General features: G+C 72.6%; 19 protein-coding genes, 2 pseudogenes and 1 riboswitch. Of the genes and pseudogenes, 5 read left to right on the top strand and 16 right to left on the bottom strand.

The window, feature by feature from the left end:
• Positions 1 to 191 precede the first annotated feature (191 nt).
• The 4 genes and pseudogenes from fxsA to ACFVYK_RS18315 form a co-directional block, all read right to left on the bottom strand.
• Complete coding sequence (fxsA, locus tag ACFVYK_RS18330; RefSeq protein WP_389774808.1) at positions 192 to 722, bottom strand: FxsA family membrane protein; 531 nt, start codon at positions 720 to 722, stop codon at positions 192 to 194.
• A gap of 231 nt (positions 723 to 953) precedes the next feature.
• Positions 954 to 1,805: pseudogene (locus tag ACFVYK_RS18325) on the bottom strand (polyprenol monophosphomannose synthase); the annotation flags it as partial.
• 569 nt (positions 1,806 to 2,374) lie between these two features.
• Positions 2,375 to 3,991, bottom strand: a complete 1,617-nt coding sequence (locus ACFVYK_RS18320) for an amidohydrolase (protein WP_389774806.1) — start codon at positions 3,989 to 3,991, stop codon at positions 2,375 to 2,377.
• Between the two features lie 46 nt (positions 3,992 to 4,037).
• Entirely contained in the window at positions 4,038 to 4,478 is a 441-nt protein-coding gene (locus tag ACFVYK_RS18315; protein WP_389774804.1) for an Lrp/AsnC family transcriptional regulator, read from the bottom strand.
• Between the two features lie 241 nt (positions 4,479 to 4,719).
• Between ACFVYK_RS18315 and ACFVYK_RS18310 the strand changes: the two genes are divergently transcribed.
• The 3 genes and pseudogenes from ACFVYK_RS18310 to ACFVYK_RS18300 all read left to right on the top strand — a co-directional run.
• The gene (locus tag ACFVYK_RS18310) at positions 4,720 to 5,175 is read left to right on the top strand and encodes a hypothetical protein (protein WP_389774802.1); all 456 of its coding nucleotides are present in this window, start codon (positions 4,720 to 4,722) and stop codon (positions 5,173 to 5,175) included.
• A 362-nt stretch (positions 5,176 to 5,537) separates the two neighbouring features.
• A complete protein-coding gene (locus ACFVYK_RS18305) occupies positions 5,538 to 5,804 on the top strand; it encodes a hypothetical protein (protein ID WP_389774799.1) in 267 nt (88 codons plus the stop codon).
• A 419-nt stretch (positions 5,805 to 6,223) separates the two neighbouring features.
• Positions 6,224 to 6,402: pseudogene (locus tag ACFVYK_RS18300) on the top strand (chitinase); the annotation flags it as partial.
• 132 nt (positions 6,403 to 6,534) lie between these two features.
• On the opposite strand, the gene ACFVYK_RS18295 reads toward ACFVYK_RS18300, so the two are convergent.
• The 3 genes from ACFVYK_RS18295 to ACFVYK_RS18285 all read right to left on the bottom strand — a co-directional run bounded on the left by ACFVYK_RS18295 (position 6,535) and on the right by ACFVYK_RS18285 (position 8,909).
• The gene (locus tag ACFVYK_RS18295; RefSeq protein WP_389774796.1) at positions 6,535 to 7,212 is read right to left on the bottom strand and encodes a TetR/AcrR family transcriptional regulator; all 678 of its coding nucleotides are present in this window, start codon (positions 7,210 to 7,212) and stop codon (positions 6,535 to 6,537) included.
• Between the two features lie 74 nt (positions 7,213 to 7,286).
• Positions 7,287 to 7,427, bottom strand: coding sequence for an SCO1431 family membrane protein (locus ACFVYK_RS18290; protein ID WP_389774795.1), 141 nt, complete (start codon positions 7,425 to 7,427; stop codon positions 7,287 to 7,289).
• Positions 7,428 to 7,517: 90 nt separating this feature from the next.
• The gene (locus ACFVYK_RS18285) at positions 7,518 to 8,909 is read right to left on the bottom strand and encodes a peptidase C39 family protein (RefSeq protein WP_389774792.1); all 1,392 of its coding nucleotides are present in this window, start codon (positions 8,907 to 8,909) and stop codon (positions 7,518 to 7,520) included.
• 234 nt (positions 8,910 to 9,143) lie between these two features.
• Between ACFVYK_RS18285 and ACFVYK_RS18280 the strand changes: the two genes are divergently transcribed.
• The gene (locus tag ACFVYK_RS18280) at positions 9,144 to 9,764 is read left to right on the top strand and encodes a uridine kinase (protein WP_389774882.1); all 621 of its coding nucleotides are present in this window, start codon (positions 9,144 to 9,146) and stop codon (positions 9,762 to 9,764) included.
• Between the two features lie 439 nt (positions 9,765 to 10,203).
• A complete protein-coding gene (locus ACFVYK_RS18275) occupies positions 10,204 to 12,072 on the top strand; it encodes an AAA family ATPase (protein WP_389774789.1) in 1,869 nt (622 codons plus the stop codon).
• A gap of 19 nt (positions 12,073 to 12,091) precedes the next feature.
• Here ACFVYK_RS18275 and ACFVYK_RS18270 read toward each other — a convergent pair whose 3' ends face one another.
• The 9 genes from ACFVYK_RS18270 to ACFVYK_RS18230 form a co-directional block, all read right to left on the bottom strand.
• Entirely contained in the window at positions 12,092 to 13,177 is a 1,086-nt protein-coding gene (locus tag ACFVYK_RS18270) for a hemolysin family protein (protein ID WP_389774786.1), read from the bottom strand.
• Positions 13,174 to 14,499, bottom strand: coding sequence for a hemolysin family protein (locus tag ACFVYK_RS18265; protein ID WP_389774783.1), 1,326 nt, complete (start codon positions 14,497 to 14,499; stop codon positions 13,174 to 13,176). Before ACFVYK_RS18265 ends, ACFVYK_RS18270 begins: the two co-directional genes overlap by 4 nt.
• Positions 14,500 to 14,705: 206 nt before the next feature.
• Positions 14,706 to 15,188, bottom strand: coding sequence for a PH domain-containing protein (locus tag ACFVYK_RS18260; RefSeq protein ID WP_389774781.1), 483 nt, complete (start codon positions 15,186 to 15,188; stop codon positions 14,706 to 14,708).
• Positions 15,189 to 15,202: 14 nt separating this feature from the next.
• Positions 15,203 to 16,060: an ATP phosphoribosyltransferase gene (hisG, locus tag ACFVYK_RS18255; protein WP_389774778.1), complete on the bottom strand. Its 858-nt coding sequence runs from the start codon at positions 16,058 to 16,060 to the stop codon at positions 15,203 to 15,205.
• 68 nt (positions 16,061 to 16,128) lie between these two features.
• Positions 16,129 to 16,401, bottom strand: coding sequence for a phosphoribosyl-ATP diphosphatase (locus ACFVYK_RS18250; RefSeq protein ID WP_200300558.1), 273 nt, complete (start codon positions 16,399 to 16,401; stop codon positions 16,129 to 16,131).
• A gap of 33 nt (positions 16,402 to 16,434) precedes the next feature.
• Positions 16,435 to 16,920 (bottom strand): 6,7-dimethyl-8-ribityllumazine synthase, encoded by a 486-nt coding sequence (gene ribH, locus ACFVYK_RS18245; protein ID WP_389774775.1) that lies wholly within the window; start codon positions 16,918 to 16,920, stop codon positions 16,435 to 16,437.
• A gap of 37 nt (positions 16,921 to 16,957) precedes the next feature.
• On the bottom strand, positions 16,958 to 18,247 hold the full coding sequence (locus tag ACFVYK_RS18240) for a bifunctional 3,4-dihydroxy-2-butanone-4-phosphate synthase/GTP cyclohydrolase II (protein ID WP_389774772.1): 1,290 nt from the start codon (positions 18,245 to 18,247) through the stop codon (positions 16,958 to 16,960).
• Positions 18,244 to 18,885, bottom strand: coding sequence for a nicotinamide riboside transporter PnuC (pnuC, locus tag ACFVYK_RS18235; protein WP_389774770.1), 642 nt, complete (start codon positions 18,883 to 18,885; stop codon positions 18,244 to 18,246). The genes ACFVYK_RS18240 and pnuC overlap by 4 nt, the downstream gene beginning before the upstream one ends.
• Positions 18,882 to 19,505, bottom strand: coding sequence for a riboflavin synthase (locus ACFVYK_RS18230; protein WP_389774768.1), 624 nt, complete (start codon positions 19,503 to 19,505; stop codon positions 18,882 to 18,884). The genes pnuC and ACFVYK_RS18230 overlap by 4 nt, the downstream gene beginning before the upstream one ends.
• 146 nt (positions 19,506 to 19,651) lie before the next feature.
• Positions 19,652 to 19,782: riboswitch (FMN riboswitch) on the bottom strand.
• Positions 19,783 to 19,882 lie beyond the last annotated feature (100 nt).

The following is a 19,882-nucleotide window of genomic DNA, read 5'->3' as shown; positions in this document are numbered from 1 at the left end:
GGGCACCGCCCGAGGGACGGCCGCACGAGACTGCCTCCGCGGGTCTCCGGTGCGACTGGGCGACTGGGCGACTGGGCGACGCAGAGAAGCCGGAACACCGAACCGGAACAACCCGCCGGAGCCCGCAGCCCGGACCCGGCGTCAGCCCGTGAGCGCCGCCGGTCGTCCCTGCCCACAGGTCCGACGTCAGGTCACCGCTCGTCCCTGACGACCTCGCCCTGCACCACCTTGCCGTCGGGGCGGTGGATGCGGGCCTGCTGGAAGGCGTCGCCCAGGGTGCCGGGCGCGCCCGCGGCCTGGCGCAGTCTGCGCTCCCCGTAGCCGCTGACCGCCTTCTGGACCGGCGGGAGCAGCAGGAGCAGACCGATCACGTCGGAGGCCAGCCCCGGGATCATCAGGAGCAGGCCGCCGAGCATCATGAGTCCGTTGCCGCCGCCCTTGCGGGGGGCCGTGCCGCGCTGGAGCGCCTCGTTCAGGTTCTGGAAGGCGCGGCGCCCGGCCCGCTTGATCACCACGGCGCCGAGGACGAACCCGGCGACGAGGATCAGCAGGACCGCCGGCCCGCTCGTCGCACCCGCGACCACGGTCATCAGCCAGATCTCCACCACCAGCCAGGCGGCGAGGCCCAGCGGCAGGAACGTCCGCAGGCGGGAACGGCGGGGCTGGGGACGGCGGGACGGGGCGTCGGTCGGGTATGCGCGGATCGGAGAGCCAGGCGTCATGCATCCAGTGTGCCCGCACCCGGCTCAGAGCGGCGTAAGGGGCGGTCAGCCGTCGCTGTGCGGCCTGCCGGCCGACGGGGAGCCGCCGCCGACGTCCGACCCGGCAGCGTCACCGCCCGGCTCCGCTGCGTCACTGCCGGATGCGGCGGTGCCGGCGGCGGGCTCGGCGGTCTCAGGCCCCGGCTCGGCGAGTTCACGGCCCGGCTCGGCGAGTTCACGGCCCGGCCTCACGGTCCCGGCGGCGGGCGCGGCGCCCTCGGGAGCGACAGCGGGCGTCCGCGGAGGCTCCGACTGGCCCGTGCCCCGGCCGGTGATCCTGCCGACCCGCTCCCCCACGCCCCACGCCGTGACCCGCCACAGCGCCTCGACGAGGATGTCGCGGCTCATCTTGGAGTCGCCGAGTTCCCGCTCGACGAAGGTGATGGGCACTTCCACCACATGGAACCCGGCCTTGACGGCGCGACGGGCGAGGTCGACCTGGAAGCAGTAGCCCTGAGAGGCCACCTCGTCCAGACCGAGGCCTTCGAGGGTCTCCCGGCGGAAGGCGCGGTAGCCGCCGGTGATGTCACGCAGCGGGAGGTCGAGGGCGAGGCGGGAGTAGAGGCTGCCGCCGCGGGAGATGACCTCGCGGGAGCGCGGCCAGTTCACGACCCGGCCGCCCGGCACCCAGCGCGATCCCAGGACCAGGTCGGCGCCCTTGAGCGCGGTGAGCAGGCGCGGCAGTTCCTCGGGCTGGTGGGAGCCGTCGGCGTCCATCTCGATCAGTACGCCGTAACCGTGGTCCAGGCCCCAGTGGAAGCCCGCGAGGTAGGCGGCGCCGAGGCCTTCCTTGCCCTTGCGGTGCAGCACCTGGACCTGGTCGTCCCCGGCGGCGAGTTCGTCGGCGAGCTTGCCGGTGCCGTCGGGGCTGTTGTCGTCGGCCACGAGGACGTGAGCCTCGGGGACGGCCTTGCGCACCCGGCCGACGATGCTCTTGATGTTCTCCGCCTCGTTGTAGGTCGGAATGATCACCAAGGCCGTGCCGAGCGGACCGAACCGCCGTCCCCGGTCCTGTGCCGCGCGGGTCACGTCGCCGTCGTTCACTGCTGCCCCTTCAAGTCCGTCCGCAGGGGACCACCATAGTGGCCACGGCCTGCGATGACGTGACAGGACGTTCGAATGGTGGTGTCGGGCCCCCGGAAGTGGGGTAACAACGCGCTTTTGGGCTTGTATGTACGCCCCTACCCCGGGCGGGTCGTGCGCACGCCCGCTGCGGATGGGGGCCCGGCGCTCTTCGGGCCGGCCCGGGATCCGCTGGCTGCGGGTCGACCGAAAGCCGTTGTCTACTGAGCGCCCGGGCCCCACCCGGGTCACACCTCCCCGACCGGCCGGAACGTTCCCCCGCCGCGGCGCGGGCGCTGAGCCTGGCTGCCAGTGGCGGTGCGCCTGCTCGGCACACCGTCCCTGACCCAGCGGCGCCGCGGCGAGTGCGCGGACGTTCCCCGGCGGGGCGTCCGGTGGTGGACTCCGCCGAACCTACCGGCCTCCCGCAGTCGGCTGTCAACAGCCGTTCGACCTGCGGGTCTTTCGTCAATGCCCTGGTCAGGCAGGAGGAGACGGAGATGGCACGACGACGGGCGGACGGGTGATCTTCGCCGCGCCGGCCCGGGAGATCACTCGCTCGGGCGCACGAACACGGTCCGGCCGCCGACCACGGTCCGCAGACACACCGGGAGACCGGCTCCGGGGGTCAGATCGGGCAGTCCCGGGGTGCCGGAGCGGGGGTCGGTGGACCAGCGGGCGACCCGGTCGTCGGGGGCCTGGACGACGAGTTCGTCCGTCCGCCAGACCGCGTAGTCGGCGGGTGCGCCGGGGACCAGGACGCCGGCGTCGTCCCGGCCGATCGCCCGCCAGCCGCCCCGCGTGTGGGCGGTGAACGCGGCCCGTACGGAGACACGGTGCTCGGGGGTGCGGTGGAAGGCGGCGGCGCGGACCGTACCCCACGGGTCGAGCGGGGTGACCGGGCTGTCCGAGCCGAAGGCGAGCGGGACGCCGGTGCGCAGCAGGGCGGCGAAGGGGTTCAGCGTGCGGGCCCGCTCGGCGCCCAGGCGCTGCGCGTACATGCCCTCCTCGCCGCCCCACAGGGCGTCGAAGGCGGGCTGGACGGAGGCGGTGAGACCGAGTTCGGCGAACGCGGCGATCGTCTCCGGCGTGAGCATCTCGGCGTGTTCCACACGGTGGCGGGCGGCGCGGATGCGGGCCAGGCCGATCCTCTCCGCCGCGGCGCGCACCCCCTCGGCGACGGCGGTCACGGCGGCGTCGCCGATGGCGTGGAACCCGGCCTGCAGGCCGGCTTCGGTGCAGGCCACCACGTGCGCGGCCACCTCGGGGGCGCCCAGGTAGGCGGTGCCGGTGTGGTCGGCGTCGGTGTACGGGCCGTGCAGACAGGCGGTGTGGGAGCCGAGCGCGCCGTCGACGAACAGGTCCCCGGCGGCGCCGAGCGCGCCCAGTTCCCGGGCCTTGTCGACGTCCTGCTCCGCCCAGTAGCCGACGACCCGGGGGCCGCTCTCGGCGGCGGCGAGCCGCAGCAGGCCCGTGAAGTCGTCCTCGGAGGAGATCTCCGGACCGCCGCACTCGTGGACGGAACCGATGCCGAGCGAGGCGGCGTGCGCGAGGGCGGCCCGTTGGGCCTCGGCGCGCTGCCCGGGCGTCACGGCTGCGAACGCTGCGGCGCGGACGGCGTGGTGCGCGTCGCGGGTGAGCGGCTCCCCGTCCGCGTGACCGGAGGCGGCGCGCACCGCGGGCGTCAGATCGAGCAGGGCTGTGGTGACCACGGCCGAGTGGACGTCGATCCGGCTGAGGTAGAGCGGCCGGCCGCCGGCGGCCTCGTCCAGTTCGTCGCGCCGGGGAGGACGTGCCTCCGGCCAGCGTGAGGCGTCCCAACCATGCCCGAGCAGCACCTTGTCCTGAGGGCGGGCGGCCGCGAAGTCCCGCACGCGGGCGAGGGCGGCGGCGAGGGAGGGCGCGTCGGACAGGTCGAGTCCGGTCAGCGCGAGGCCGGTGGACGTGGTGTGCACATGGGCGTCGGTGAACGCCGGCGTGACGAGGGCGCCGTCCAGGTCGACGACGTCGTCGACGCCGTCCGCGAAGGCGTCGGCGGCGCCCTCCGAGCCGACCCAGGCGACCTGGCCGCGCTCGACGACCATCGCGGTCGCGAACGGGTCGGCGGGGCTGTGGACCTCTCCGCGGCGGAGCAGGACGGTCTTCGGCTGGGGGGCGCGCTCACTCATGGGGAACAGTCTCGCGCCTCGCCGCCGGCCACGAGGCAGGGGCCCCTCAGATGCGCGGCGGTCGCGCCTCGTACGGGGTGGACAGGGCGACCGTCGTGCGCGTCGACACGCCCGCGAGCGCGCGGAGCCGCCCCAGCAGCTCCTCCAGCTCGTGCGGGGTGGCCACGCGCACCTTGAGGATGTAGTTCTCGTCGCCGGCGACGCTGTGGCAGGCCTCGATCTCCGGCACGCCCGCCAGCCGCTCGGCGATGTCGTCGGGGGCGCTGGGGTCGAACGGTTTCACCGAGATGAAGGCGGTCAGGGGCAGCCCGACGGCCTCCGGGTCGACGACGGCCGCGTACCCGCGGATGACGCCGCGCTGTTCCAGCCGGCGCACTCTCTGGTGCACGGCCGACGTGGACAGGCCCGTGGCCTTGCCCAGATCGGTGTAGCTCATCCGCCCGTCCTTGACGAGCAGCTGCACGATTTGTCGGTCCAGCTCCTCCATGGCGCAAGAACCTACCGTGCGCGCGATCTCCGCGTATACGTATGCAGCCCAGGTCATACCCGGTTTGTGATGTGCCGGGCCGGACCGGGCGCGCGACACCTGCAAACGGCATGTGACGAATGCCACAGCACTTGTCAAGGCTTCGTGAGGGACCCGTGGTTACCGTCCGGACGGGCTGGGAAGTGCTTGCTGTGGTCGAGGCCGCAGTGCCTTCACGGCCCAGCCCGAGGGGGAGAATCCCATGCAGAGTCCTAAGCGCCCTGGTCGCACCGCGCCCAAGCGGCTCCATTCGGTCGCCGAGTTCGAACCGGAGGGCGTCGACCCCTTCGACGCCGACGGTTTCGACGCCGATGACCCCGACCACTTCGACGCGTACGACACCTTCGAGATGTACCGGGTGATCTGCCCGGACTGCGCGCAGCCCATCGCGCTGCTGGCGGACGAGGAGATCCTGCCGGAGCACGCGCTGTGCGCCTCGCCGTGGAACCCGTTCGGGCTCACGGTCTGCGCCGGCACGGGACGCCCCGCGTCCGAGGCGCGCCCCGCGGACGAGTCGGTGGAGCCCCAGGAGCAGGAGACGGCGCTGCTGCTGACGCTCCCTCAGGGACTCGACTGGCGCACACAGCCCTTCTCGCACGTCGGCGGCCCGGGCTCACGCCCGATGCGCGTACCGGTGATGCGCCGCGCCGCGGCCTGACCACGATCCCGCGCCCGACGCGCTCAGCGGGGGCAGGCGGCGCCGGAAGCGGAGCGGGCGGCCGGCCGACGGCGTCGACCGGCGCCCTCGCAAGCCGAGATCACTCGCCGGCCGGGCGCTCGTCCCCGCGGAGCGCTCGCCCGAGCGGCGAGCGACGGCCGCCCGCTGGCGCGTAGCTCCGTCGTGACAACGGGATCTGGCGACGCGTCCGGCCGCTCCCCGGTGGCCGGACCCCCGTCGGGCCGGACCCCTGCGCGTGGCCCGGAGCGGCGCTTCCGCCCGGAACAACGGGGGCACTCCCCGAACTCACGCTCTACTACGGCGGCCGGTGACCTGGCCCGCGCCCTCGCCGTTGCCCTGATATGGCCCCCACCTATTCGGCTGCACCCGGGCGTCACCGCCAGCTCTTCGTTCCGCCGCCCGCGGAACCCGCCCGTGCAGGATCGGTTCCGCGGGCGGCTCCGGCCGCTCAGGACCCGCCCATCTACCGCGACCTGCTGCGCACCTGGGCCGACCGGGGCCGCACCCTGCCGGGCCGCGACGACCCCGAGTGGGTGCGGCTGGCGGCCCCGCAGGTGCGGGCGGGGCAGTTCGGCGGCTCTGTGGAGCCGTTGGGCGACATGCGCTGACCCCCGCCCGGACCGACCGACCCCTCGACCAGGCACCGCTCGGCCTCGTGCCCCGTCCTGCTCGAACCGTAGGCGGCGGTGCGACCGTGTCCGCCGGGCCCCCGCCGCGCCATACGCACGAGCCGTCGGCGATTGGTCCGCACCATTCAACTGGTCTGCTCCTCCTACCGTGGCACTCCGACGCGTTCCCCGCGTTCCTGCCGATCGGTGTGCGGCCGCCTCCCTGACGCCCGCGAGGAGACACCCGATGCACACCCCGCTCCGCCCCGGCGCCCGCGCCCGCTTCCGTGCCGTGCTGTCCGCCGCCTGCTGCGCCTAGCTCGGCGCCGCCCTGCTCGCCGACGCGGGCACCGCGACCGCCGGCGAGACCGACCCCGCCGACGCCCGCGCGACCCCGGCGAAGGGCACGAACGGCTACAACGGCTACAAACGGCGGCACCGCCTACCCCAAGTGCGGGAACGACTGGTGGAGTTACGACACCCCGGCCACCATCGCGCCGAAGCTGACGTACAAGAACCGCCGGGGGCTGGGCGGCACCTTCTTCCGGGACTCGGCGGAGACACCGCCGACGGTGAGCTGATCAAGGCCGTCAAGTAATGCGCGGGCGCGCCGGGGCGGCGGACCACGGGCCTCCCCCGGCGTCCTCGGCCCGCGGGCGCGCCGGGCCGACGGACCACCACGGGTTTCCCCGGCGCCCTCGGCCTCGGATCTCCACCGTCACGCTCGGCGTCAGGTCGACGTCGGCTCGGCGACCTCGCGGCGGGCAGACGCCGGTGCGGGGAAGGCGGGGTCGAGCTCCTCGATGGCGCGCAGACAGCCGCCCAGCGTCTTCACCAGCAGGTCGCCCATGACCTCACGGGAGAGTCCGGGGCGGTCGATCCACTCCAGCGTGGCCCCCTCGACACCGCACACCCAGGACAGCAGGGCCATGCGGGGCAGCGGGGGGACGTCGCCGCGGCCGTACGCGCCTTCGGCGATGGTCGCCACGATCGCCGCGCGTACGCCGTCCCGGACGGCGTGCACCTCGGTGTCGAAGCCGACGCCGCCGCTGACGATCGTGCGGTAGGCGGCCTGGTTGTGCTCGGCGTAGCGCAGATAGCCGTCGATGGTGCGGTGCACCCGGTCCACCTGGGGCAGGTCCATGCCGCTCGCCGCGAACGAGACCAGGTCGGCGACGGAGTCCTGGATGATCGCCAGGTAGTAGCCGCGCTTGGACTGGAAGTAGTAGTAGATCAGCCCCTTGGCGACGTGCGCCTGCCGGGCGATGTCATCCATCGAGAGGGCGTCGTACGACGTGTCGGCGAACAACTTCCGCCCGATGGAGATGAGTTCGGCGCGGCGCGCCAGTGAGCGCTCGGTACCGCGAGCCCGGGGACGGACGACTTCGCGCGGTTCACTGATATTCAAGGTCGACCCTGGTCTCGGGCGGTCGGCAGGACGTCCGCAGTATGTCAGGTCAACCGGGCGTCAGGTCACGCCCGTCACAGCAGCCCGAGCTGGGTGACCAGCATCGCGACGACCGCGACGAGGACCCAGCCCGCGACGTGTTCCAGGACGTTCGGGCCGTCGTCGTCGGGGCCCCCGGTACGGGCTCGGGCGGCGGTGGCTGTCTGTGAGGTCATGATGTCTCGCTGAGGTCGGACGTACTGGTGGATCCCCCCACGATCCGTCCACCTTGCCACCTGTCGGGCCTGCCGGGGCGGAGACGTTGCTCACACGGGGATGCCCACCGCGGTGAGGGCCGCGCGCCGGCGGGCGCTCGGCCGTGCCGGGAAGTAGACGTAGCAGACTCCGCCGGTGCCGGAGGCGACCTTGCCGCCGGCGTTGTAGCGCTTGGTCCTGAGCCAGATGTTCTCGAACTCCCGCCGCCGGTACACCCGCCGCACCGCCGAGTCGTCCACCGAGAACGGGTCGTTGGCGATCACGTCTCCCTGGCCGGTGAAGCCGATCACGGTCATCAGGTGTCCGGAAGTGCCGTAACCCGCCCCCGTGAGCTCCTCCTTGAGGAAGGACTGGGACGTCATGGCCGGGATCCCGGCGGCGATCAACGTCTCCAGGTCGGTGAGGGAGCCGAGCCGGGTCACCACGCCCTGCAGGTCGGGGAAGGTGGCCGCGTAGGCGGCGTTGAACGGCCAGTTGCCGCATCCGCCGTACTGGTAGTCGTACGTGGACCGGGCGGCGTGGCACACCTGCGGGTCGCTGTAGGCGGGGTCGACCCAGGCCAGCTGTTCGGGGGTGAGCCGGCCGCCCCAGTACTCGACGATCATCTGCGAGGAGGTGGGGCTGCACCAGGCCTCGCCGCCGTTGTCGTACTCGGGGTAGCGGCCGCGGTGGATCTCCTGCGAGTAGCGCGGGACGATCAGCTCGCGCGCGAGGCCGGGCACGGAGGCCGGGACGGTGAAGCGGTCCGGGACGTCGGAGCCCGTCGCGCCGAGCCGCCACACGGTCGGGGTGGCCTGGACGCCGGGGCGGCGGTACAGGGTGAGCCGGAGCCGGAAGGCGGCCAGTCGCAGGCCGGTCGAGGCGTCGTCGACGGCCAGGGTGTCGGTCCAGACGGCGCTTCTGCCGTCGGTCTGGCCGTCGACCGAGGTGCGTCTGACGTCCTGGTCGCCGGTCGCCCAGCGGCCCATCACGTACCAGGGGGTGTCCGTGCCGTCGGAGTACGTGCCCTTCAGCTCGACCTGCAGCCAGGTCCCGGCCGGGGTGCTCGCGTTCCAGGAGGCGATCACCTCGGTGGCCGGGACGGCCAGCACCCGGGCCGGGGACGTCCAGGTCGCGTACTCCCAGGCGGCGGTGGTGCCGGTGTGCGGGTCCCGGTAGTCGACGGAGCCGAGCGGGGCGGCGATGACGACACCCGGGCGGACCCCCGGCACGGCACGGGTGCCCTCGGCGGCGCCGGCGCGCCAGTCGGCATAGGAGGTCCAGGCGCGATGGTCGACGGATCGGGCCGGGGCCGACCACCCGGCCTCGCCGGTGTCGGTCCCGCCGGCGTCCGCCGGGGAGGCCGGCGCGGCGGCCGCGGTCGGCGTCGGTCCGCCGGCGACCGCGGCGGCGACCGCGGCGGCGAGAACGGTCCTGCGGGACGGCTGTTCGGCTTGGCTCATGGGCGGAAGGACCCCCGAGGTCTCGGCGCGGCTGTCCGCCCACTATGGACGGCCGCGGGCGTCCCTTCCAGGACCGCCGTCCCGGCCACGCCCACGGACGACGGACCGAACCACCGGTGTGGGCGTACGGACGTAGACTTCCGGGCCGTGCCGACGCCTCAGCCGCCTCCCCCACCGTCTCGCCCGTCGCGCCTCCTCCTCCCGCATCCCCCTCCTCCCCCACCAGGACCCGCCATCCGCCAGCTCGCCTCCCGGCTCCGCCGCCTGCCGCCGTCCTGCGGACCGGTCCGCCTGATCGCCGTCGACGGACACGCCGGCTCGGGGAAGTCCACCTTCGCCGCGGCGCTGGCCGAGGCGCTCGGCGGCGCGCCGGTGCTGCACCTCGACGACTTCGCCTCTCACGACGAGCTGTTCGCGTGGACCGGGCGGCTGCTCGGCCAGGTGATCGAACCGCTCGGCCGCGGCGAGCAGGCGCGCTACACCCCCTACGACTGGCGCGCCCGCCGCTTCGGCCGGCCGCAGCCGTTGCCCGCCGGCCCCGTCGTCCTGCTGGAGGGGGTCGGCGCGGGCCGGCGCGCCCTGCGGCCCGCTCTGGCGTGCCTGCTGTGGATGGACCTTCCGGCGGAGGAGGCGTGGGCGCGCGGCCGATCGCGGGACGGGGAGGAGCAGCGGGAGTTCTGGGACGGATGGGTGCCGGCCGAAGTCGGCCACTTCGCCGAGGACCCGTCGCGCCCCTACGCCGACTTGCTGGTACGACAGCTGCGGGAGGGATACGAGGTGCTGAGGGGGCCGCGGGGAAAGTCTGGTCCGCACCAGGATGTCACCCACCGTGAGGGACCATCCGCCATGTGGTGAACCTGTGAAGGCTCTTGCGCTCGAACTTCGCCAAGTGCTCCAACTCCGCTTGACCGGCGGCCCGTACAGGTCTTACGTTCTCGGTATGCGGCATCGAAGCCGCTCTCGGACGCGAAGCCCCCGGTTGTTCCCCCGTGATCGGGGGCTTCGTTCTGTCCTCTTCCGGTTCCGTTCCCCCTCTTCCCGGGCGCGACGCGGCACCGTTCGCTCACCCTGGGTCACGGTTCGCTGTGCGCCCCGTGTGCTCCCACCTCGTGGAACGGCCCGTGCGGCACCCTACGGCGGGCGACGCCCACGCAGGTACGATGCCTTCGGTGCGACCTGGACGACTGCTGCGCGCACCTTGCAACTCCGGTCCGCGGCACAGCGGTTCGACCAAGGCAGCCGACGGGCGACGGCCCGGCGGCAGACCGACGGGGCACGGTTTGTGGGGGACGTGATGGACTTCGGCACGCAGGGCCCCGAGGCCCCGGCCGACCTGGCCTGGCTGCGAGGCGTGGACGCCTACACCATGGGCGCGTATCCGCAGGCGGAGGAGGAGTTCCGCACCGCGGTGCGGATCGACCCCGGGATGGCCGACGGCTGGCTCGGGCTGCACGCGCTGCGCGTCGACACGACGACCGCACTGCTGCGGATGTTCCGTCACCGCGACCGCTTCGGCGAGCAGCGGACCCGGCACCGCCGCACCCTCAACTCCTGGTACTGGCTGGGCTGGTGGGTGCAGCCGGTGCTGGAGAGCCCGCGCGACCTGCTCCTCGCCCACGCCTCGCACTGGCTGGACGGCCGCCATGTGCCCGAGCTGGACCGGGCGCTCGCCGGACTCCCGCCCGTCGACGCCGACCATCAGGTCCGGTTCCTGCACGCCTGCCGCGCCTACCTGGTCAAGGACTGGGAGCAGCTGGTCCGGCACACCGATCCGCTCCTCGACGACTCCCTGCTGGGCATCGAGGCCGGTCTGTTCGGCGGGATGGCCCGGGTGCGCCTGGAGATGTACGGACAGGCGGAACCGCTGCTGTCGGCGGCCCTGATGCGCTGCCGCAGCGAACAGCCGCAGCGCAAGGAACTGCGCTACTGGCTGGCCCGGGCCCACGAGGGCACCGGCCGTTCGGCGGCCGCCCTCCCGCTGTACCGGGCGGTCCACCGTGTCGACGCCGCCTTCATGGACACCTCCGCCCGGCTCGCCGCGATCTCCGAGGGCGACGGATACGACGACGCGGCCGACCTCGCGGCGATCACGCTCACGGGGATCGGACAGGACGCGGTGGACGGGCCGGACGGCTTCGACCCGTTGTTCGGCACGGAGGGACGCGATCTGCGGCTCACCGAGCCCGTCGATCCGCCTCCTGTCGTCCCGCTGACGCCGGTGGCCGAGCCCGCCGTGCGGGCCACGAACCTCGTTCCCTCCCTACCGTTGCCCGCCGGGCCCACGGACCCCGTCCTCCTGGACGAGGCGCTCGCCGAGCTGGAGCGCATGGTGGGGCTGGAGCCGGTGAAACGCCAGGTCAAGGCGCTGTCCGCCCAGCTCAACATGGCTCGGCTACGGACCGGGCAGGGTCTTCCGGTGCAGCCGCCGAAGCGGCACTTCGTCTTCTCCGGACCGTCGGGCACCGGCAAGACCACGGTGGCGCGCATCCTCGGCCGGGTCTTCTACGCCCTCGGCCTGCTGGGCGGCGACCACCTCGTGGAGGCGCAGCGGGCCGATCTCGTCGGCGAGTACCTCGGCCAGACGGCCGTGAAGGCCAACGAGCTGATCGACTCGGCCCTCGGCGGGGTGCTCTTCGTCGACGAGGCCTACTCGCTGTCCAACTCCGGGTACGGCAAGGGCGACGCCTACGGCGACGAGGCGTTGCAGGTGCTGCTGAAGCGGGCCGAGGACAACCGGGACCACCTGGTGGTGATCCTGGCCGGCTATCCGGAGGGCATGGACCGGCTGCTCGCGGCGAACCCCGGACTGTCCTCCCGGTTCACGACCCGCGTCGACTTCCCTTCCTACCGGCCCCTGGAGCTCACCTCCATCGGAGAGGTGCTGGCCGGGGAGAACGGCGACGCGTGGGACGAGGAGGCGCTGGACGAGCTGCGCTCGATCGCCGGGCACGTCGTCGACCAGGGGTGGATCGACGAGCTCGGCAACGGGCGGTTCCTGCGGACGCTGTACGAGAAGAGCTGCGCCTACCGGGATCTGCGGCTGTCGACCTACCCCGGCGCGCTGACCCGGGACGACCTGTCGACACTGCGGCTTCCGGACCTGATGCAGGCGTACGGCGAGGTGCTGTCGGGGAGGGGCCCGCAGGATCCGTCGGGAAGGTGACGGACCTGCAGGCCCGCTCTCAGCTCACCAGCGCCTGCTCCGCCCCGTCGCTCACGGACGGCTCCGTCAGCCGCACCTCGGCGACATCCCGGTGCGCCGGGTCGGTGACCTCGCCCACCAGGAGTTCCAGCACGTCCTCCAGGGCGACCAGGCCCAGGACCCGGCCGGAGGCGTCGGCGACCTGCGCCAGATGGGTCGCCGCCCGGCGCATCACCGTCAGCGCGTCGTCCAGCGGCAGTTCGGACCGGAGCTTGGTCATCGGACGCCACACCTGCTGGGGCACCGCCCGCTCGGAGTCCTCCAGGTCGAGGACGTCCTTCACGTGCAGGTAGCCCATGTAGGCGCCGTTCTCGGCGGCCACGGGGAAGCGGGAGTAACCGGTGCGGGCGGTCAGCTCCACGATCTCGCCCGGGGTGACCGACGGGCTGACGGTGACCAGGGACTCGCGCCGGAGCAGCACGTCGGTCACCGGTCGGGAGCCCAGCTCCAGCGCGTCCTCCAGCCGTTCGCGCTCCTCGGGGTCGAGCAGGCCGGCCTGACCGGAGTCCTCCAGCAGCCGGTTGAGCTGCTCGCTGGTGACGACCGCCTCGACCTCGTCCTTGGGCTCGACGTGGAAGAGCCGCAGGATGCCCCGGGCGCACGCGCCGAGGGCCACGGTGATCGGCCGGCAGACCCGGGCGAAGGCGACCAGGCCCGGGCTCAGCCACAGCGCGGCCTTCTCGGGGGCCGCCATGGCCAGGTTCTTCGGCACCATCTCGCCGATGACGAGGTGGAAGAAGACCACGGCCGCGAGAGCTATGACATAGCCGAGCGGATGGATCGTCCCGTGCGGGAGGTGGATCCACTCGAACAGCGGCTCCAGCAGTTCGGCGACCGTCGGCTCGGCGACCGCGCCCAGGGTGAGGGAGCAGACGGTGATGCCGAACTGGGCCGCCGCCATCATCTGCGGCAGGCGCTCCAGACCGTAGAGGACCTGGCGGGCCCGCGCGGTGCCCAGGGGCTCGATCTGGCTGCGGCGGACCGAGACGAGGGCGAACTCGGCGCCGACGAAGAAGCCGTTGGCGAGCACGAGCAGCGCGGCGAAGACGAGTTGCAGGGCGCTCATCGGGCGACCTCCACGACCTGGCCGGTGCGCACCAGCCGGACCCGTTCGGCACGGTAGTGGCCGATCCGGCGCACGGAGAGCCGCCAGCCGGGCAGCTCGGCCCGGTCCCCGACGGCCGGGATGCGGCCGAGGAGGTCGGCGACGAGGCCGGCGACCGTCTCGTACGGCCCTTCGGGGACCTCCAGGCCTATGCGCTGCAGGGTGTCGACGCGGCAGCTGCCGTCCACGTCCCAGGCGGGCCGGCCGTCCTCGGGCGGGGCCGCGGCGAGCTCCGGGGCGTCCTGGCCGTCGTGCTCGTCGCGGACCTCGCCGACGATCTCCTCGACGATGTCCTCCAGGGTGACCACTCCGGCCGTGCCGCCGTACTCGTCGACGACGACGGCGATGGGCTGCTCGCTGCGCAGCCGGGCCAGCAGGGGCTGCACGGGCAGGGTCTCGGGGACCAGCAGCGCCGGACGGGCGATCCGGGCCACCGGGGTGCGCAGCCGGTCGTGGACCGGGACCGCCAGGGCGTCCTTGAGGTGCGCCATGCCGACGACCTCGTCGATCCTCTCGCGGTAGACCGGGAACCGGGACAGGCCGGTGGCGCGGGTCAGGTTGACCACGTCCTCGGCGGTGGCCGTCGACTGCAGGGCGCTGACCCTCACGCGGGGGGTCATGACGTGCTGCGCGGTCAGCTCGGCCAGCGACAGGGTCCGCACGAAGAGGTCGGCCGTGTCCTGTTCGAGCGCGCCGGCCTGGGCCGAGTGGCGGGCCAGGGAGACCAGCTCGCCGGGGGTGCGCGCGGAGGCCAGCTCCGCGGTGGGCTCGACGCCCAGGGCACGCACCAGCCGGTTGGCGACGGTGTTCAGGGCCGCGATCACCGGCCGGAAGAGGCGGGAGAAGCCGGCCTGCGGGCCCGCGACGAAGCGCGCGACCTGCAACGGCTTGGACACCGCCCAGTTCTTGGGCACCAGCTCCCCGATCACCATCTGCACGGCGGAGGCCAGCAGCATCCCGACGACCACGGCGACACCGGAGACGGCGCCGCCGGGGACGCCGATCGCGGTGAACGGGCCGTGCAGGAGCTCCGCGAGCGCCGGTTCGGCGAGCATGCCGACGACGAGCGAGGTGATGGTGATGCCGAGCTGGGTGCCGGAGAGCTGGAAGGACAGTTCCTTCAGCGACTCGACGACCGTACGGGCCCGTCGGTCGCCCTCGGCGGCGGCCTTCTCGGCGTCCGGGCGCTCGACCGTGATGAGGCCGAACTCGGCGGCGACGAAGAAGCCGTTGGCGAGGATGAGCAGGAACGCGGCTGCCAGGAGCAGCAGGGGCATGGTCATGATGCCGCCGCCTGCGAACCAGGTCGGACAGGGGCGGCGCAGGTACTACAGGACGAACCGTCCATCGCCGGAGGGAGTCACTCCTCGGGTAGCAGGAACCCCCGTGAGCCCGGCAGGGCACGACAGGGGCGCAGGCGCCGGGGCAGCGCCTCCGTCACCAGATTAATCAAGACAGGGCCTCGAACGGCAGGGCGGCCGGCCCCGAGTCAGCCCCGATCTTGTTCCGGGGGCGTCTCGGGGTCCCGGACCGACCGGGCTTCCGCGAGCGCCCGCAGGCTGCGCGCGTCGGCGATGGCCTGCTGCTTGTCGATGCCGGGCTGGATGCCGAGGGCGGGCAGACTGGTGCCGTCGCTGAGGTCGAGGAAGACCCAGGGATCGCCCGGGCGGAGGTTCACCCGGAGGATCTGCGCCCACTCCAGCCGCCGCCGGCCGGCGATGTTCACGACGGTGACGCCGGCCTCGTCGGCGACGACCCGCACCCGGGCCAGCTGGGCCAGCACCCAGAAGATGAGGGCGCCGGTGAGGATGAAGCTGAGCCGCTCCCCGGGGCCGAGCTGCTCGAGCAGCATCGCCACGGCGGAGATGACGACGAGGATCACCACCCCGGCGGTGAGCAGCACCGCGCGGGTGCGGCCGGGCCGGAAGGTGACGGGGAGGGTGGGCAGGTCGCCGCCCGCGAGATCGGACATGTTCCCTGGGGTGTTCAGAGCCGGCAGGCGTGGATGGCCGTGGTCAGGATGGCACGGGCGCCGATGTCGTACAGGTCGTCCATGATCCGCTGGGCCTCCTTGGCCGGGACCATGGCGCGGACGGCGACCCAGCCCTCGTTGTGCAGCGGGGAGACGGTCGGCGACTCCAGGCCCGGGGTCAGCGCGACGGCCTTCTCCAGCTGCTCGACGCGGCAGTCGTAGTCCATCATCACGTAGGTCCGCGCGACCAGGACGCCCTGGAGGCGGCGCAGGAACTGCTGGACCTTCGGCTCGGCGGCGTCCTCGGCGTCCGCGCCGGTGCGGCGGATGACGACGGCCTCGGACTTCATGATCGGGTCGCCGAAGACCTCCAGGCCGGCGTTGCGCAGCGAGGTGCCGGTCTCCACGACGTCAGCGATGACCTCGGCGACGCCCAGTTCGATGGCCGTCTCGACCGCGCCGTCGAGGTGGACGACGGATGCGTCGACGCCCTGCTCGGCCAGGTGCTTGGCGACGATGCCCTCGTAGGAGGTCGCGATCGTGCGGCCCTTGAGGTCGTCCAGGCCGTTCGCCGTGCCCGGCTTGGCGGCGAAGCGGAAGGTGGAGCGGGCGAAGCCGAGGGGGAGGATCTCCTCGGCTTCGGCGGCGGAGTCGACCAGCAGATCGCGGCCGGTCACGCCGATGTCCAGACGGCCGGAGGAGACGTAGATCGCGATGTCGCGGGGGCGCAGGTAGAAGAACTCGACGTCGTTGACCGGGTCGACGATCCGCAGCTCCTTGGACTCGCGGCGCTGCTGGTAGCCGGCCTCATGCAGCATCTCCCCCGCGGGGCCTGACAGGGAACCCTTGTTGGGGACGGCGATGCGCAGCATGAGGTCGGCTTCCTTCGCGTGGATCGTGCAGACGGGGCGGGTGGGTGCGGGCGGGTCCGGAGAGTGTTCTACAGATGGGCGTAGACGTCGTCCAGCGAGATTCCGCGGGCGACCATCATCACCTGAACGTGGTAGAGCAGCTGCGAGATCTCCTCGGCGGCCGCCTCCTTGCCCTCGTACTCGGCCGCCATCCAGACCTCGGCGGCCTCTTCGACGACCTTTTTGCCGATGGCATGGACGCCCTTCCCGACCAGTTCGGCGGTGCGGGAAGTGGCGGGGTCGCCATTGGCGGCCTTCTGCTGGAGCTCGGTGAAGAGCTCCTCGAAAGTCTTGTTCGACATGGTGAGGTCAGCCTAGCCCGAAGACCGGGCGGGTCAGTGCCAGGGTTCGGATACTGAGCGCAGGATGGCGGCGGTGGCCACCGCCGCCGTCACCGCCTCGTGTCCCTTGTCCTCGTTGGAGCCCTCCAGGCCGGCCCGGTCCAGGGCCTGCTCCTCGGTGTCGCAGGTGAGGACGCCCATGCCGACGGGGACGCCGGTCTCGACGGAGACCTGGGTGAGGCCGTGGGCGACGCCCTGGCACACGTACTCGAAGTGCGGTGTGCCGCCGCGGATGACGACGCCGAGGGCGACGATCGCGTCGTATCCGCGTCCGGCCAGCACCTTGGCCACGACCGGGAGTTCCCAGCTGCCGGGGACCCGCAGCAGGGTCGGCTCGTCGATGCCGAGGTCGTGCAGGGCGCGCAGCGCGCCGTCGACCAGACCGTCCATCACCTTCTCGTGCCACTGCGCCGCGATGACGGCGACCCGGAGGTCACCCACATTGCGTACGGACAGTTCCGGTGCGCCCTTGCCGCTCACGTCTCTCCTCTTGCCTTTCGTGCGGTGCCGACTTGCGTTACTGGTTGCCGCAGGGGGACACGGGGACCGCGTCCAGCCAGGGCAGGTCGTGTCCCATCCGGTCCCGCTTGGTGCGCAGGTAGCGGATGTTGTGCTCGCCCGCCTGCACGGGCATGGGCTCGCGCCGGGTGACCTCGATGCCATGCCGGACGAGCGCCTCGGTCTTCTCGGGGTTGTTCGTCATCAGGCGGACGCTGCGCACGCCGAGGTCGTCGAGGATCTGCGCGCCGGCCCCGTAGTCGCGGGCGTCGGCGGGCAGGCCCAGCTCCAGGTTGGCGTCGAGGGTGTCGTGGCCCTGCTCCTGGAGCTCGTACGCCCGCAGCTTGGACAGCAGGCCGATGCCCCGGCCCTCGTGCCCGCGCAGGTAGACCATCACGCCCCGGCCCTCGCTCTGGATGCGCTGCAGGGACGCGTCGAGCTGGGGGCCGCAGTCACAGCGCTGGGAGGCGAAGATGTCGCCGGTGAGGCACTCGGAGTGGACGCGGACCAGGACGTCCTCGCCGTCGCCGATGTCGCCGTGGACGAGGGCGACGTGCTCGACGCCGTCCACGGTGGAGCGGTAGCCGTAGGCGGTGAACGTGCCGTGGACGGTGGGCAGCCGGGTCTCGGCCTCGCGGCGCACGGTGGGCTCGGAGCCGCGGCGGTAGGCGATCAGGTCCTCGATGGAGATGATCGTCAGCCCGTGCTTGCGGGCGAAGGGGATGAGTTCCGGCAGCCGCAGCATCCGGCCGTCCTCGCCGGCGATCTCGACGATCGCGCCGGCCGGCCGCAGCCCCGCGAGACGGGCCAGGTCGACGGCCGCCTCGGTGTGGCCGTTGCGGGTCAGCACGCCGCCGGGCTGGGCGCGCAGCGGGAAGATGTGGCCGGGCCGGACGAAGTCCGCCGGCTGGGCGTCGCCGCTCGCCAGCAGCCGGAGGGTGGCGGCGCGGTCGGCGGCGGAGATGCCGGTGGTCACTCCGTGGGCCGCGGCGGCGTCCACGGACACCGTGAAGGCGGTCTTCATCGACTCGCTGTTGTCGTCGACCATCTGCGGGAGGCGCAGACGGTCCAGCTCGTCGCCCTCCATGGGGGCGCAGATCAGCCCGCGGCACTCGCTCATCATGAAGGCGACGATCTCGGGGGTGATCTTCTCGGCGGCGACGACGAGGTCGCCCTCGTTCTCGCGGTCCTCGTCGTCGACGACCACGATCGGGCGGCCGGCCGCGATGTCGGCCACGGCCTGCTCGACGGGGTCCAGCGAGAGGTCCTCGAACCCGTCGGGGCTGAAGAGGATGGGCGCTGTGCTCATGCCGGCGCTCCTTCCAGAGCGGGTTGCGAGGCCTTGCGGGAGCGCAGCCACCAGTCACGCATGCCCCACAGGACGAGCGCGCCGTAGATGACGTACACGAAGCCGGAGAAGGCGTAGCCGTTGGCGAAGTTGAGGGGGACGCCGACGACGTCGACGAGGAGCCAGGCGATCCAGAACTCGACCATGCCGCGCGCCTGGGCGTACATGGCCACGACGGTGCCGACGAAGATGTAGGCGTCCGGCCAGGGGTCCCAGGACAGGGACGGGTGGGCCTTGAACAGCAGGGCCACGGCGACCGTTCCGGCGGCGGCGGCGCCGAGCATGGCCGCGCGCTCGGCCCAGGTGGCGAAGCGCGGGGTGATCTGGCCGTCCGCGGACCGCCCCCTGCTGCGGTTCCACTGCCACCAGCCGTACAGGGCGACCACCATCACGACCACCTGCTTGCCGGCGCTGCCGGCCAGATGACCGTAGAAGGCGACGAAGAGGACGAGGCCGGAGAGGAACTGCACGGGCCAGGTCAGCAGCGAGCGGCGCCAGCCGAGCGCCAGCGTGATCAGACCGAGGATGTTGCCGATCATGTCCGACCGGATGATGTGCTGGTCGAACATGACGAAGGCTTCGGAGTTCAGCCAGTTCACCGGGCCGCTCCCGGTGTGCCGGCCGTGCCCTGAGTGCTCGCCAGCAGCCGCTCGACGTACTTGGCGACGATGTCCACTTCGAGGTTGACCGGGTCGCCGGGCTGCTTGAGGCCGAGCGTGGTCAGGGCGAGGGTGGTGGGGATGAGACTGACGGTGAAGTGGTCGGGGCCGGCGTCGACGACCGTCAGGCTGATGCCGTCGACCGTGATGGAGCCCTTCTCGACGACGTACCGGGCGAGGCCGTCGGGCAGGGAGATCTTGACGATCTCCCAGTTCTCGGAGGGCCGGCGCTCCACCACCGTGCCGGTGCCGTCGACATGTCCCTGCACGATGTGCCCGCCGAGGCGGTCGCCGACGGCGGTGGGGCGTTCGAGGTTGACGCGGGAGCCGACACCGAGGGCGCCGAGGCTGGAGCGGTTCAGGGTCTCCGCCATGACGTCGGCGGTGAACTCGTCGCCCTCGTGCTCGACGACGGTGAGACAGACCCCGTTCACGGCGATGGAGTCGCCGTGCTTCGCGCCGTCGGTCACGACGGGGCCGCGCAGCCGGAAGCGGGAGGCGTCGCCGAGATTCTCGACGGCGGTGACCTCACCCAGCTCTTCGACGATTCCGGTGAACACTTCCCGGGTCCTCCTGCCTCTTCGGGCACGGACTCCGGGGCCTGTCGATGACGACAGCAGCTACGGGCAACGGCACCGGGGGCGACGCCGAACGTGCTCGTCCGCGGACGAGCACGAATACGGCGGCGCGCACGAATGCCCGCCCGCCGCGCACTGCCTCCCATCCGGACTTTAACCGTCGGTCCAGGAATTTCACCTGGTCAACCGGCCGCTGGAAGCGGCCGGGTCGCGGACTGTAACCGCCGGTTCGGACTTTCACCGACCCCGGAGTGCGCTGCTTTAGGTACAGGGCCAGTGTGCCACGCCGGATCCAGGTCCATACAGGTGAAGTGTGTGGGGTGGCTCACAGAACGTCGCCGTGCTGTCCATCGGCGTCA

The organism is Streptomyces sp. NPDC058291, assembly GCF_042880855.1.
In the GTDB taxonomy this organism is placed as follows: Bacteria; Actinomycetota; Actinomycetes; order Streptomycetales; family Streptomycetaceae; genus Streptomyces.
Note: the sequence above shows the minus strand (reverse complement) of the source record. Positions and strands in the feature narration are given on the sequence as shown.

What these genes read in the sequence shown, in the direction of transcription:
- ACFVYK_RS18270 (WP_389774786.1), bottom strand. Translation starts at nt 13,177, where the DNA reads ATGAGCGCCCTGCAACTCGTCTTCGCCGCGCTGCTCGTGCTCGCCAAC.
- hisG (WP_389774778.1), bottom strand. Translation starts at nt 16,060, where the DNA reads ATGCTGCGCATCGCCGTCCCCAACAAGGGTTCCCTGTCAGGCCCCGCG.
- fxsA (WP_389774808.1), bottom strand. Translation starts at nt 722, where the DNA reads ATGACGCCTGGCTCTCCGATCCGCGCATACCCGACCGACGCCCCGTCC.
- ACFVYK_RS18315 (WP_389774804.1), bottom strand. Translation starts at nt 4,478, where the DNA reads ATGGAGGAGCTGGACCGACAAATCGTGCAGCTGCTCGTCAAGGACGGG.
- ACFVYK_RS18290 (WP_389774795.1), bottom strand. Translation starts at nt 7,427, where the DNA reads ATGACCTCACAGACAGCCACCGCCGCCCGAGCCCGTACCGGGGGCCCC.
- ACFVYK_RS18285 (WP_389774792.1), bottom strand. Translation starts at nt 8,909, where the DNA reads ATGAGCCAAGCCGAACAGCCGTCCCGCAGGACCGTTCTCGCCGCCGCG.
- ACFVYK_RS18260 (WP_389774781.1), bottom strand. Translation starts at nt 15,188, where the DNA reads ATGTCCGATCTCGCGGGCGGCGACCTGCCCACCCTCCCCGTCACCTTC.
- ACFVYK_RS18310 (WP_389774802.1), top strand. Translation starts at nt 4,720, where the DNA reads ATGCAGAGTCCTAAGCGCCCTGGTCGCACCGCGCCCAAGCGGCTCCAT.
- ACFVYK_RS18275 (WP_389774789.1), top strand. Translation starts at nt 10,204, where the DNA reads ATGGACTTCGGCACGCAGGGCCCCGAGGCCCCGGCCGACCTGGCCTGG.
- ACFVYK_RS18250 (WP_200300558.1), bottom strand. Translation starts at nt 16,401, where the DNA reads ATGTCGAACAAGACTTTCGAGGAGCTCTTCACCGAGCTCCAGCAGAAG.
- ACFVYK_RS18305 (WP_389774799.1), top strand. Translation starts at nt 5,538, where the DNA reads ATGGCCCCCACCTATTCGGCTGCACCCGGGCGTCACCGCCAGCTCTTC.
- ACFVYK_RS18240 (WP_389774772.1), bottom strand. Translation starts at nt 18,247, where the DNA reads ATGAGCACAGCGCCCATCCTCTTCAGCCCCGACGGGTTCGAGGACCTC.
- ACFVYK_RS18265 (WP_389774783.1), bottom strand. Translation starts at nt 14,499, where the DNA reads ATGACCATGCCCCTGCTGCTCCTGGCAGCCGCGTTCCTGCTCATCCTC.
- ACFVYK_RS18320 (WP_389774806.1), bottom strand. Translation starts at nt 3,991, where the DNA reads ATGAGTGAGCGCGCCCCCCAGCCGAAGACCGTCCTGCTCCGCCGCGGA.